Here is a 13,215-nt window from a genome sequence, read left to right on the forward strand (position 1 = left end):
ACCGCTATACTCTGGGCCCAAGGGTTATGGGAGGGAGTCGTCATGTTCGTTGTCGCGGTCGCCAATACCAAGGGAGGCGTGGGGAAATCCACACTGGCCACCCATATCGCGGCCCATTTTGCCCGCTGCGGACGCAAGACGGCGCTGGCGGACCTGGATCGGCAGAAAAGCTCTCTGGCTTGGCTGAAGCGCCGACCGGACAACCTGCCCACGATCATCGGCATCAATATGAGCAAGGGTGAAGCCAAGATCCCCAAAGGGATTGATCGTTTGGTGGTGGATGCCGGGGCGGCCATGCGTGGCCAGACGGTCAAGGATTTGGTCCAACAAGCCGACTTGGTGGTTATTCCGACCTTGGCTTCGGCCTTCGACGAAGATGGAATTATCCGCTTTCTCAAGCATCTGGACAAGGTCAAGGCCGTGCGCAAAAACAAGCGGACGGTGGCTTTCGTGGCCAATCGGGTGCGCTTGCGGTCGCGGTCTGTGGAGCATCTGGAAGGGTTTTTGAAGGCCCAGGAGTTCCCTGTCGCGGCGCGATTGCGCGATACACAGCTTTATGTCAATGCCGCTGCCCAAGGGGTGAGTATTTTCGAGATGCCCGGAGCGCGGGTGCAGAGCTATGTGGCAGAGTGGACGCCCCTGATCAAAATGATGGCCGAAGGGGCTAGTCGGAAATGAGCGGGCCCCCCACCGACCCCCAAGCGATTGCGGAACAGGTGGGACGGACGATCACCGACGGGGACCGCATGGCGGCGCACCTGGGGATTGAGTTGGAGGAAATCCGCCCCGGATTCGCTCGTTGCCGTATGGAATTACGCGAAGACATGGCCAATGCCGCCCTTGTGGGGCATGGCGGGGTGACCTTTACCCTGGCCGATGTGGCCTTTGCCCATGCCTGCAATTCCCATGGACGGACGGCTCTGGCCACCGGCGTCTCCATCTCTTTCGTCGGTCCGGCCACCATTGGCGATACCCTATATGCCGAGGCGACAGAGGTATCCCTGCGCGGGCGCAACGGGATCTGCGATGTGAGGGTCTTGAATCAGGAGGGGGTCATGGTGGCCCTGTTCCGGGGACAATCCTTGCAATTGGATCGTCCGCTCCCTTGAAGCCTTTCGCAGGCTGCTGAAAAAGTGCTGTCCGACGGCCCGCCTCGCCCTTCGTCCCTCGACAAGCTCGGGATGAGGAAGCTCAGGGTGAGGCTATTCAAAGGCCCTCATGCTGAGCTTGTCGAAGCATGTGTCGCCATACGCTCGAAATCGGGCTTTTTCAGATGGCGGTAATCGAGCAGTCAGGGATTGCCTAGACAGTCAGCTGGTCTCCACACTCGGTCTTGATCAAGTATCCGGGTCAATTCCTGGACATGGAACAGAGGAGACCAGCTATGGAGTATTTTGTTGGAATGGACGTATCGATGGCAAGCATTTCGATCTGTGAGATTGATGCAAAGGGAACCGTCATTCGCGAAGGCAAGGTGTCAAGCACACCCGAGGCGGTCGCCACTTGGCTCGAGGAAAGCGGGCGTGGCTTTGCGCGAATTGGGTTGGAAGCTGGCCCTCTGGCGCCTTGGCTGTACGCAGGACTGTCCAGTCGGGGCCTCCCTGTGATTTGTATCGAGACCCGGCAAATGAAGGCCTTTGCCAGCGCCAGCCCAGTCAAGACGGACCGTCGCGACGCCCGCTTGATCAGCCAGGCGATGCGGACCGGTTTGTACCGCGCGACCCACGTCAAGACCGCGCGCAGTCAGGAGCTCCGGATGGTGCTGACCCATCGGGAGACCCTGGTTCATCAGGTCCGTCAGTTGTCCAATACGGTACGAGGAACATTGAAAGCTTTCGGCCTCAAGGTCGGTATGGCGCGCGGACGCCTTTTCGCGGCGCGGGTTCGGGAATTGACGGCTGATAACCCGCACCTCAGCGCAGCCGCCGAGCCGCTCTTGCTTGCGCGCCAAGCCTTGCTCGAACAACTCGACAAGCTCGACCGGCAGGTTCATGCCGCTGCGCGCGATGATAGCGTTTGCCGGCGCCTGATGACCGTTCCCGGCGTCGGCCCGGTTACCGCCCTCGCTTTCAGGACAGGACTCGACGTGCCGGAACGGTTTCAAAAGTCGGTCATGGTCGGCGCCCACTTCGGGCTTGTCCCACGCAGATACGCCTCGGGAGAGCAGGACCGAAGCGGCCCCATCAGCAAGTGCGGAGATGCCATGGTTCGTTGGCTTTTGTTCGAGGCCGCCAATGCACTTCTCACTCGAACCCGCCGTTGGTCCTGGCTCAAACACTGGGGGCTCGCGGTCGCCAAAAGGCGCGGGATGAAACGCGCCAAGGTCGCCGTTGCCCGGCGTCTCGCCGTAATCATGCATCGCATGTGGATCGACGGCACGGACTTCCAGTACCGCAAGGAGGAGACCGCCATCTAAACACAACGAAAACCGAGATCGCCTGAAGGGCGGCCAGGACGCGTGGCGACGCGCGGGGCTCGGATGACAGCGCGCAGGCTGCAGTGGCGTAAGACCACGCTTTTCAGATTGCTGCACCCGATCCCCCTTGATCCCCATCATGCGGCGACGACGTCGACCGCGGACAGAAGCAAAGGGCGCCACATACCCCAGGTTCAAACCGACGGCTTGGAAATCAGCTTGACTCAAATGACTCGATTACAGAAGCAGCCTGTTAGATTACGTCGGCTTTGATCGGGTTCGATCAAACCGTCACGCGCGAGGGCCCTGAATCTGAAGGTGGCCTCATGGTCTTGACGACCGATTGACGGCCTTCGGGTTGATGAGATTACCGCCTGATACGTTAACAATTCGAAATAAAAACCCCCGTTCGCTACAGGGGCAGTCGAGCGAACAGGGGATATCCAGGTTTTATTTGCGCCGGGCAGCAACGTTCCGCCTGTGTGCGGGGTGGGGACGTGCGGAGCGGAAAGTCAGTTTTTTATAGCCCGTGTCAGTTTTATTAAATGTATGGGTTTTTAGAGGAAAGTCCTAAAATTTTTATTTTATTGAGATTTGTCAACAAATTCGCCGGAATTTACCAGCAATTTACCAGCAATTTACCAGCAAATTATCAGCAAATTTAGATAAAATTTTATCTAGTTTTGGTGATGGCGACCGGGCGGCGGTGACTGGATGTTTCCGGAAATCCTGATGAAATAACAGGCTTACTTGGAAGAATCGTCGTCTTTGCCGTCATGGATCGGCTGTGACTCGAGACGGATGCTGTCCATGGGTGTCAGGGCCACCGGATGGCTATGGAGCGGTGTTTCCAAAACACCGGTGATCCGTTCCTTGAGGATCTCAAGCCCTTCTTCGTCATAGGTGCCATAGGCGAGCACGCCCAATGCCCGGTCACTGATTTTGGCCAGCGTATCCGCATCCCGCAGCAACGGCTTGACCCGCTCGGCTATGAGATTGATGGCGGCTTGATTCTGTTCATCGCTGTCACCACCAAAGACTTCCGGTCCTTCCCAATGAAGGGTGAGCACGCTGGATTTGGGCGACTTGCGCATTTGTTGCGCTTCCAAGCGCTGTTTGCGGTCTTCGAACAGGAGGGCATTGGGGAGGCCGAGATCCTGATACACCGAGGGATACTTGTCAGAGTCCGCGCTGGCTTTTTGGCTTTGCGCCCGCAAGGTGGAAACCAGGCGGCTTGCAACGACCTTTGACAGTTCCGCAGCCATGGCGGAATTCTGCAACACCAACTTGGTAAAGGTATCCTTGGATATGCTGAGGGCGGTGACCTTGGTGGTTGCCTTGACGTTGGCGGTCCGGGGGATCTCGCACAGAAGCGCCAGCTCACCGATCATTTCGCCACTGCCCAGTTCGGCTACCTTCATCTCGCCGTCGGGGGCGTTGACGGTGATATCGACGGCGCCTTCGAGAGTCACATAGGCATTGGTGCCGAAATCCCCTTGCCGAATCAGCAGTTCCCCTGGTTCATAGGTCAGCTGTTCACTGGTAAAGGCAATGAGCTTCAAGGTGGACCGGTCCATGGCCGCGAAGAACGGCAGGCGAGCCAGGACCTCGGCCTGTCCGGCAAGACCCTTGCCGGATTCCTGTGTCTCGCTGGGGGGGCTTGGGGGGCGTTGGTCCTCGTTGGCGGCCAACTCTCTTACGGTCCCTCGATCGACGACAAAAGTTTGGGCAAAGGGCCTTCGACGATCGTCTCCTTGATCCTCGCCCGCATCATCAATCCAAAGCAGGCCGGTATCTTCGTAAGTGGCGCGGAGATTGCGGGCGATATTGGCCTGAGTCGTTGGGTCCAGACCTCCCAGGGCCTTGTTGGCGATCAACAGGCGCGGGCGCTTGATCAGGCTGCGTGCCAGGGCGGCCTTGTGCCGCTGGGCGACGTTCAACCGCTTGCCGCCGATCCCCACATCGAATTGCAGGCCCATTTCCAGAATTTGAGAACGCAGTTCGAGCTTATCGATCACTTCGGTGAGCAATTGTCCGGCTCGGATTGCCGCCTCGGCTTTGTCGACCATGACCTTACCGAACAGGATGTTGTCTTGAATGGAGCTGGCGGCGTTATAGCGGTCCCCGTCAAAAAACTCGATCTTGTCTTGCAGATCTTCCGGCATGTGGCGGGCAAACTGGACCCGGGCGTCAAGCACCTTTTCACGGAAGGAGTCGTCCAGTTCGAACAGGTTATGACGCGCGATGACCACCTGGAACGTCAGATCGACCAGCCGAGTGACGTCTGCTTCGACCAGGGATTCCACGCCCTGGCCGGCGACGCGATTGATGATCCGTTGATACTCCGGGATATCTTCATGATTGAAAAAGGCAAAGCGTTCAAAAAACTCATGACCCGGCGGCAAATCCGCAAACAATTCGATCATCACACCGGCAATGGACCGGCCTCGGGTAATGAACTCGGCTAAAAGATCAGTTTTTTCCAAGGTGTACAGGAGATAGCTGTTGCGGCTGAGGTTTTCCACCGAGAAAGTGTCATCCACCGGGGTGCCCCAAAGAATGTTTTCGGCCACCGTCGCGCTGGTCACATAACTACTGGGATCGAAGATCTCGACAATATCGATCAGTTTGCGTTCCACCAGCAATTCCCGGACCCGGGCCCTGGCGTGGACGATCTGCTCGGCAATTTTTGGATGCTGTTCAATGTCGATGTGCATGCGCAGGCCGATATCGAAAACATCGGCTTCCAATTCGGTAATCCACAAGGCTTCACGGACTCTGTCCATGATGTCGTCGTCGTTGGGACGGGAAACGCCCATGTCCAGCCAATCATCATGGATTATATAGGGTGAGTTTCCAGCGGCTTCGGATTCCACAAGCCATTCGTCGCGCTCTTCCACCTGATCGCTCTCTTTCACCGGGCGCTGTTTCAGGCCATAGAGCAGATTGTCCATGATCGTGCCGCTACGCAGGCTGGACTCCTGGTCCACATAAGTAATTTCTCGGGTGAGGTGAGCGCGAGGCAATTGATCGAGTTTTTTGCCCGATACCGATACCTGGCCGCTGGTCGGGGTAATCTGGCTGGCCAGCAGCTTTGCCAGGTCGGATCGCCCGTTACCCGGATCGCCTTTCAGCGTCACGTGGGCTTCCGTATCGAAAGCCAGGGTCGCGCCGTTGACCAAGCGGTCCCCGCCGTCGTCCTCCAACACCAGGTTGGCACCCTGCATCCGGCCAGTGAGCGGCTGGTAGGCTTCCCTGTTGTCCAGGTCGATCAGAGTTTCGTTGAGCATACCCGGCGGGGCGAACTGCTCGACCAACTGCTCATACTTGATCCGCGAGTCTTCCTTGCGCTGATAGTAGGTCAGAAGCTCCTTCCAAGGGGACGACAAATCCTTGTAGGCGGCGAGCACGGCCACCAGCGCGCCAAAGGAAAGATCGCCCTTGATGACGAGGTAGCCGCCGATGGAAAAGAAGAAAAATGGCGTGACCTGAGCCAGGAAGTTATTGAGAAACTTGATGAAAAACTTCTTTTTGTACAAGCGGTAACGGATGTCGAAAATCTGTCCGAGCCGGTCGCTGAAATCAGCCAGTTCATAGTGATAGGTGGCATGGGCATGGACGTCTTGAATGCCGGCCACGGTCTCGCTGAGTCGTTCGGAAAGTTTGCGAACGGTCTTGACCCGTTCTTTGCCCAGCAGGTTCACTTTCCGCTGGAGCTTCGGGATGATATAGCCCTGTACCGGGTAAAGGGCGATGGCGGCGAGGCCCATGAACGGGTCCTGGATCATAATGAAGGCCAGGATGGTGATCAGGGTACCGCCCTGGAAAGCGGGCAGGGACAGGGCTTCGCCGAAAAAGCCGCCCAACGGCTCGGTTTCCGTTGTCACCATGGCGACGATTTCGCCCTGGGACAGATTGCGAAAATGGTGTTGAGGGAAGCGCAAAGTGCGTTCGATCAACTGGAACCGCATGCGCCGCAACATGCGCTCGGCCAGAATTCCGCGATAGACATTGATGAAGTATTTGAAGCCGCCGTTGATAAACACCAAGGTAAGGAAGGTGCCGCATAGCAGCAATAGAAAGGGGATTTGCTCCCATTCCATCCAGGCATAGACCTGCGGGAATTCGTCGCCGCCAATGGCTTCGTTGATGATCGTTTTGGGCAGGTCGAGGGAGAAGTAGAGGAATGGGAATGCCACGGCAATGATCAGCAGCAGAATGATCTGCTCCCGCTTGCTGTACCGGAGTATGTACCGGAACAAACTGGATTCCATGCCATTATCCCCATGTGCCAAGGCCACTCCAGACCTTAGAGTCGAATTCAAAAGTATTCCTTTGATCTCAAAGGCGTATGTTTCCGCTCTGGCGGCGTCAAGACCTCCTAACGGGGCGCCGCCCCGTGTCGTCGGCCTTTCCTGGCCAGATCAAAAATCTACTGCCTTGATATCTAGGGGATACTTTTGAATCCGCCTCTTAGCCTCTTTCCCTAAACCGGGGATTATAGGTACATGAAGAGGGATCGCAATTTTTTTCCCTTACCTCAAATGTATAAACCAGCGGTCGTAAGGGGATAGGGGCAGGAAGCAGGCCAGATCACGCCGGGTTTGATCGGAGACGATAACGTCAGAATAACGTGAATTATCTCAATTGGATAGCGCCTGTCCAGCGGGTCCGATTGGACCCGACAGGCGCTATTGATCAGGGAAGGAATAGCCGGGCCATTGGGCCGACCCGGGGGCGTCAAGGGGCGGTGCCTCGCCGCCAAATCTCAATTGGCAGCGGTTGGATGCCTTGACCACGATTTCAAGACTTCGATGGGCTCCGGCCCGTTGATTAGCGGTGATGACGGAGGCTCTTGTGCCCCGATTGCCCGCATCGTCGGTGATGTCAATGATCGCATCGGGCTTAAGAACACCGCGCAGAAGCGACTTGTAGGTCGTGGTGATCCGATAGTGCTTGTCCCGCTCGACAATTTCCGGCTTGTGATCGGCAACGGGCCAGACGGTATTCAATTCCTGCATCATGCAAATTGCCACCTGTTTCGGTGGGGCCGCGTAGCTGTGTTCAAGGGTCAGGCTTTCCTGCCCATAGATGGTAATGGGAATGGGCAGGTTGATCGGTCCACAGGCAACAGCGGTCAGGCTCGTGGCAACAAGAGTTCCAACGGCAAGGGTCGGTCTCCGAATATGCATGGCCCAAGGCTCCCGGGTGCTGTCAATCGGCTGCGGAAAGACTATATTGGCATCAGCCCTTTAACAAAACGTCTATCATTGTGAAAAGCCGCGCCTCCATCCATGCGCCCCAATCCGCCGGTCAAGATCTGCGGACCCTGCGTACCACTTTGCCATATCTCTGGCCCAAGGATTCCTTTGGGCTGAAGGCAAGGGTGGTGATTGCCCTGTTGCTGTTGGCCGCGGGCAAAGGGACCAATGTGGTGGTGCCGCTATTTTATAAAGATGCAGTAGATGCCTTGTCATTGGAAGGGGAGGCCCTGTTGGCCATTCCCCTGACCTTGTTGCTGGCCTATGGCGCCACTCGGCTGCTGGCCTTGGTCTTTGTCGAGTTGCAGCATGCGGTGTTCGTGCGCGTGACCCAGCGGGCCATCCGCGTGGTGGCGCTGAAAACCTTCCGGCATTTACACCAATTGTCTTTGGCATTTCATTTGGATCGGCAGACCGGCGGCTTGTCCCGGGCCATCGAACGGGGCACCAAGGGTATCGAATTCCTGATGCGCTTCATGTTGTTTTCCGTCGGTCCGACATTGCTGGAGATTGCCCTGGTGGTGGCGGTGCTCTGGACCCTCTACAACGCCTGGTTTGCGCTGGCCACTTTGGTGACGGTGGGGGGATTCGTTGTCTGGACCCTGGTGGTTACCGAATGGCGGATCAAGTTCCGCCGCCGCATGAACGAGACCGATCAGGAAGCCACCACAAAGGCAATCGATTCCCTGATCAATTATGAAACTGTCAAATATTTCAATAATGAAGAGCATGAAGCACAACGCTTTGATCGCAGCCTGATGGCTTACGAAGAGGCCGCGGTGCAAAGCCGTTCTTCGTTGTCGTTGCTCAATATCGGGCAGGGGGCCTTTGTGTCCGCCGGCGTGACGGTGATCATGGTAATGGCGGCCTCGGGAGTTGTGGATGGCAGCATGACCGTCGGCGACTTCGTTTTGGTCAACACCTACCTGATTCAGCTTTTCCTGCCGCTGAACTTTCTTGGCTTCGTCTATCGCGAGATCAAGCGTTCGTTGGCCGATCTCGAAGCCATGTTCGGGTTGTTGGAGTCACAGCCGGATATTTCCGACACACCCGATGCTTCGCCTTTGCCGGTGGGTCGTGGAAGTGTCGCCTTCGAATCCGTGGGTTTCTCCTATGATGGACGCCGCCAGGTGCTGGAAGACGTCAGCTTCACCATTCCCGCCGGGGGGACCGTGGCGGTAGTGGGGCAGAGTGGGGCGGGAAAATCGACTCTATCTCGGTTGCTGTTTCGGTTTTACGACGTGACCGAAGGACGCATCACCATTGACGGACAGGATCTGCGGAAGGCCACTCAGGCCTCCGTGCGCGCCGCCATTGGCGTTGTGCCGCAAGACACCGTGCTGTTCAATGATACTGTCTATTACAACATCGCCTATGGTCGCCCGGAAGCCAGCCAAGAAGACGTTGAGAAGGCCGCTCGCATGGCGCATATCCATGATTTTGTCGCGGGCCTGCCCGATGGGTATGAAACCCGGGTCGGCGAACGGGGCTTGAAGCTGTCTGGGGGCGAGAAACAGCGGGTGGCCATTGCCCGTGCCTTGCTCAAGGATCCGGCGATCTTGTTGTTCGACGAAGCGACCTCATCGCTGGACACTCAGACCGAAAAGACCATTCAGGCCAACCTGGAAGAGGTGGCCCGGGACCGCACCACCTTGATCATTGCCCACCGGCTGTCGACGGTCATCCACGCCGACGAGATCATCGTGCTCAAGGCCGGACGAATCATAGAACGCGGCACCCATGGCGATTTGTTGCGGGCAAAAGGCGCCTATTTCCGCATGTGGAGGCGTCAACAAGAAGTCATGCAAGCGCAACAGGTGCTCAATACGGTCGAAGAGGATGCCGCCTTGTAAGAGTCGTCTGATTCAAAAGTATTCCTTTGAGCTCAAGGGCGAATATTTCCGCTCTGGCGGCGTCAAGACCTCCTAACAGGGCGCCGCCCCGTGTCGTCGGCCTTTCCTGGCCAGATCAAAATCTACTGCCTTGATATCTAAAGGATACTTTTAAATCCGCCTCTAAGATTCAGGATGGGCAGTTGCGGTTGCGCAATTCCCGCAACAAGGTCTTGGCGTGCTTGGGGTCGATCTTGAAGATCCGGTAGATCTCCAAGGATTCCCGCATGATCACGCATTTCTGCGCCAGAAAAGCCTTTTTGTCGGATTGATCGACCTTTGCCTTGATGCGTGCCAGGCGGGCTTGGTGGTCGGTCTCGTCGTCGTTCCCGCCCTTCAGGCGCCGGGTGAGATAACGGATCTCTTCGTGGTCTGCTGCATGGTGGCTGTTGCCGACGATGCTGGCTGCAATCAGATAAGGCGCGCTGAATCGCATGTCCTTATAGATTGCCAAATATCCGGGAGTTTCATCGTTCTCGTGGGTAAAAACCCCGACGATATTGGCCAAATGCCCGACTTTTCCCCGTTCGGGAGAGGGGGGTAGGTAGACGATATGCTTGATCAGGTGCGCGCGATCAACCATCGCCGGCGGCAACCGTTCGAGCATGTCGATGCCCTTTTTGACCGTGCGGAAAAAGGACTTGTTCTTGGCTTTTTTGAACCAGGAGCCGACCAGAATGAAGTCTTTGTACTCCTCCACCGGTGCCCCTTTGGGCAAGCGTCCCGCATGGAGTTGTTGGGCCAGGCTGTTATCGGAATGGATACTGCCCCCCGTTTTGGCGGCCGGGGAAGAGGAGGGAGCCTTTTCTTGCCCCATCGCATCGCCGCCTGCTCCGGTTAGGCCAAGAGCCATAACCAAAAGAAAAGCGATCCGCACAAGAGGTCTCTGGGTGCCCATCATGGGAAAACTATGAGTCAATCCGAGGGAGGCGTCAATCCACGAGCCTCAGCCTTTGCAGAGCCAGCAATCCTCGGGCATGGTCGCCTTGGTCACCGGCAGGCCTTCTTTGATCCAGCGGGTGATGCCGTCGGTGACATTGTTGATCTTTTCGTAGCCCATCCGCTCGCTGAGGAACTTGGAAATTGCCTGGGTCCGGCTGCCGGTGCGGCAGATCAGGATGATGTCATCCTTTGGGCCCGCCAACGCACTGAATTTATCCATGAAATTCGGATTGACCTTGCCCTTGCTGTTGAAGAACGTCAGCAAGGTGCTGCCCGCGACAACGCCGGTTTTCTTCCATTCCTCGGGACGACGGATATCAACTATCTTTGTTCCCTTGGTCAGTAGGCCCATCAGCGCCGCATTGTCCAGGTTGGTATACTTGGGCAGTTTGACATCCAGCAGTTCAACTTCGAACTTCAAGGTCGCGTTGCCGGGGATGACCCCGCCCGCGCCGCGCTTGCCATAACCCAGATAGGGCGGGATGATCAGCTCCCGCTTGCCACCCACTTTCATGCCGCGCACGCCCAGCTCCCAGCCGGGAATGACATTGCCCTCACCGATGGTGAAGGTAAAAGGTTTGTCGCGATCGAGGCTGGAATCGAACTTGGTCCCATCAAGCAGCCAGCCGGTGTAATGCACGGTCACATCACTGCCCCGCTCGGCGGTCGTGCCGCTGCCCAGGGTGATATCTACGGTTTTCAGCGCTTCCGCCCCGTTGGCCGGGTGGATCAGAAACAATACGGCAAGGACAAAAGACAGGCGGTAGACAATGGACACGGATCAATTCCTTGATGTAACGGCTACGATGGACCCCGATTTAAACTATCTAGGCCAAGAATGGCATCCCTAATCGGTGACTGGATCATATTGGCCTTGGTCCGGCGCAATGTGTCGTGGTGGCGTGATGACGGACTGTGCTATAAAAATGACCGTGCTCCGATGCACCGCCCTGATTGAAGAGGAACGCTGAGTCCCGTCCCATGGAGAAAATTCGCGATCTCGTCGCCGAGCACAGAGAATGGGTGGCCGATAAGGTCATGGCCCACGCGCGTGATTTGGATTTCGCGGATCTACTGGCGAGCCTGCGCGTTGGCAATGAGGATTGGTCCTGTCGAATTGCCGATCCCATGTTGGATGTTCTGTCGAGCGATGAGCCGCTTGTCGTCTTATCAGCCAAGGATGACCTCCATTTAAACCGGCCCGCGGCGTTTGGCATGGCGCAGGCGCGCGCACACCGACTGCGTGGCGGTGAGTTGCGTCCATTTCTCGGCCTCGTTAAAATCTGCCGAAGAAGCTACCTGGAAATGATCGAGGAAAAAGCAGCGCTTGAGCCCTTGGACGAGGGAGCCGCCGTCAACTTCTTCAACTTGTTTTTCGACAATCTTGAATTGGGCATCGTCGGTGAATGGACGATGCCGGATGCGGAAGACGTGTCGGAAGAGATGCGGACCGAGAGCCAGCGTCTGCTGCATGAGAAAAACTATTTTACGACTATCTTCGAAAGCCTTTCCCTGCCGGTGCTATTGATCGGTGATACGGGTGGCATCGCCAATATGAACCGGTCGGCTCACGAGCTTTTCGTCGGGCCCGCCGTGCCGGGGGCCGTCTACTATGGCGAAGGGGATATGCCCTATCTGTCCGAGGATCTGTTGCAGTTCATTCGAGAAATGGAGGAGGAGGGGGCCTACGAACGGGTATTGCGGACCCGGAACGGGATCCGCCAGTTCGAGATTTCTGTGCTGTTTCTACTGGATGTGACCGGACGTTTTAAAAGCTCAATGCTGGTATTCGTCGATATCACGGAACGCATGGAAGCCACCGAAGACCTGATACGCAACAAGGATCGTCTGGCCGATCTGGTGGCCATGCGCACCGCTGAAACCTCGTCGGCCAATGCCAAGCTGCATGAAGCCATCGCCGAGAGAAAGGCGGTGGAGGAAAGTCTGCAAAAGACCATTGATCAATTGACGAAATCCAATACCGAGTTGGAGCGATTTGCCAATTTTGCTTCTCATGATCTAAAGGAATCAGCGCGTTTGGTTGCCAGTTACTCGGAGTTGCTGGGGCGGCGATTGGGCCAGGACCTTGATGATCAGGCTCGGGAATTCCTTGATTTCCTCACTGAAAGCGGCAAGCGGATGAGCCAGCAGGTGGAAGACCTGCTCGCCTACTCTCGGACTCAGGCCCGTGTTCATCCGTTCGGTGAAGCGGATGCAACACGCATTGTCGATGCAGCCCTGGCCAATATGGAAACCTATATTCGAGAAACCGATGCGACGGTTGAGATCGGGGAGATGCCACATGTATGGTGTGATGAGTTCCAGATCCAGGAGGTGCTGCAACACTTGATCGGCAATGCCATCAAGTTCCGCGCGCCCGAGCGTCGCCCCGAGGTCAAGATTAGCTGTGAAACTACGAAGGAAGAGGCGACCTTCCGAATACAGGACAACGGGATCGGAATTGATCCGCAGTATTTCGAGCAGATTTTTGTTATCTTCAAGCGGCTACATACCAAGGACACGTATCCCGGAAGCGGTATTGGGTTGGCCATGTGTAAAAGGATTATTGAGCGCCATGGTGGGCAAATCTGGATGGAATCCGTGCCGGGTGAAGGCTCGGTATTTCAGTTCAAGTTGCCTATAACTGGATATGGCGTGGGTCGATTGGCAGGTCCGATCGGTCGGCGCTAGATCACGTTGCGTT

Annotated in this window: 9 protein-coding genes; 5 read left to right on the forward strand and 4 right to left on the reverse strand. The window is 56.6% G+C overall.

Annotated elements, in window-relative coordinates; translation table 11 throughout:
* Positions 1 to 42 precede the first annotated feature (42 nt).
* From MGMAQ_RS07650 to MGMAQ_RS07660, 3 genes are all read left to right on the forward strand, one after another.
* A complete protein-coding gene (locus MGMAQ_RS07650) occupies positions 43 to 678 on the forward strand; it encodes a ParA family protein (RefSeq protein ID WP_046021073.1) in 636 nt (211 codons plus the stop codon).
* Entirely contained in the window at positions 675 to 1,109 is a 435-nt protein-coding gene (paaI, locus tag MGMAQ_RS07655) for a hydroxyphenylacetyl-CoA thioesterase PaaI (protein ID WP_046021074.1), read from the forward strand. Before MGMAQ_RS07650 ends, paaI begins: the two co-directional genes overlap by 4 nt.
* A 275-nt stretch (positions 1,110 to 1,384) precedes the next feature.
* Entirely contained in the window at positions 1,385 to 2,416 is a 1,032-nt protein-coding gene (locus MGMAQ_RS07660) for an IS110 family transposase (RefSeq protein ID WP_046020119.1), read from the forward strand.
* 746 nt (positions 2,417 to 3,162) lie between these two features.
* On the opposite strand, the gene MGMAQ_RS07665 is transcribed toward MGMAQ_RS07660, so the two are convergent.
* Positions 3,163 to 6,717, reverse strand: a complete 3,555-nt coding sequence (locus MGMAQ_RS07665) for an ABC transporter transmembrane domain-containing protein (RefSeq protein ID WP_148560894.1) — start codon at positions 6,715 to 6,717, stop codon at positions 3,163 to 3,165.
* A 390-nt stretch (positions 6,718 to 7,107) separates the two neighbouring features.
* Complete coding sequence (locus MGMAQ_RS07670) at positions 7,108 to 7,608, reverse strand: hypothetical protein (RefSeq protein WP_046021075.1); 501 nt, start codon at positions 7,606 to 7,608, stop codon at positions 7,108 to 7,110.
* An 80-nt stretch (positions 7,609 to 7,688) separates the two neighbouring features.
* On the opposite strand from MGMAQ_RS07670, the gene MGMAQ_RS07675 reads away from it, so the two are divergent.
* A complete protein-coding gene (locus MGMAQ_RS07675; protein ID WP_193788038.1) occupies positions 7,689 to 9,530 on the forward strand; it encodes an ABC transporter ATP-binding protein/permease in 1,842 nt (613 codons plus the stop codon).
* 169 nt (positions 9,531 to 9,699) lie between these two features.
* Here MGMAQ_RS07675 and MGMAQ_RS07680 read toward each other — a convergent pair whose 3' ends face one another.
* Both MGMAQ_RS07680 and MGMAQ_RS07685 read right to left on the reverse strand, forming a co-directional pair.
* Positions 9,700 to 10,470, reverse strand: coding sequence for a hypothetical protein (locus MGMAQ_RS07680; protein WP_158498808.1), 771 nt, complete (start codon positions 10,468 to 10,470; stop codon positions 9,700 to 9,702).
* Between the two features lie 45 nt (positions 10,471 to 10,515).
* Positions 10,516 to 11,289 (reverse strand): FKBP-type peptidyl-prolyl cis-trans isomerase, encoded by a 774-nt coding sequence (locus tag MGMAQ_RS07685; RefSeq protein WP_198409175.1) that lies wholly within the window; start codon positions 11,287 to 11,289, stop codon positions 10,516 to 10,518.
* 203 nt (positions 11,290 to 11,492) lie between these two features.
* On the opposite strand from MGMAQ_RS07685, the gene MGMAQ_RS19480 reads away from it, so the two are divergent.
* Positions 11,493 to 13,202, forward strand: coding sequence for an ATP-binding protein (locus MGMAQ_RS19480; RefSeq protein ID WP_052716227.1), 1,710 nt, complete (start codon positions 11,493 to 11,495; stop codon positions 13,200 to 13,202).
* Positions 13,203 to 13,215: the final 13 nt, after the last annotated feature.

Source organism: Magnetospira sp. QH-2 (assembly GCF_000968135.1).
GTDB lineage: Bacteria > Pseudomonadota > Alphaproteobacteria > Rhodospirillales > Magnetospiraceae > Magnetospira.

What these genes read in the sequence shown, in the direction of transcription:
- paaI (WP_046021074.1), top strand. Translation starts at nt 675, where the DNA reads ATGAGCGGGCCCCCCACCGACCCCCAAGCGATTGCGGAACAGGTGGGA.
- MGMAQ_RS19480 (WP_052716227.1), top strand. Translation starts at nt 11,493, where the DNA reads ATGGAGAAAATTCGCGATCTCGTCGCCGAGCACAGAGAATGGGTGGCC.
- MGMAQ_RS07660 (WP_046020119.1), top strand. Translation starts at nt 1,385, where the DNA reads ATGGAGTATTTTGTTGGAATGGACGTATCGATGGCAAGCATTTCGATC.
- MGMAQ_RS07670 (WP_046021075.1), bottom strand. Translation starts at nt 7,608, where the DNA reads ATGCATATTCGGAGACCGACCCTTGCCGTTGGAACTCTTGTTGCCACG.
- MGMAQ_RS07650 (WP_046021073.1), top strand. Translation starts at nt 43, where the DNA reads ATGTTCGTTGTCGCGGTCGCCAATACCAAGGGAGGCGTGGGGAAATCC.
- MGMAQ_RS07680 (WP_158498808.1), bottom strand. Translation starts at nt 10,470, where the DNA reads ATGATGGGCACCCAGAGACCTCTTGTGCGGATCGCTTTTCTTTTGGTT.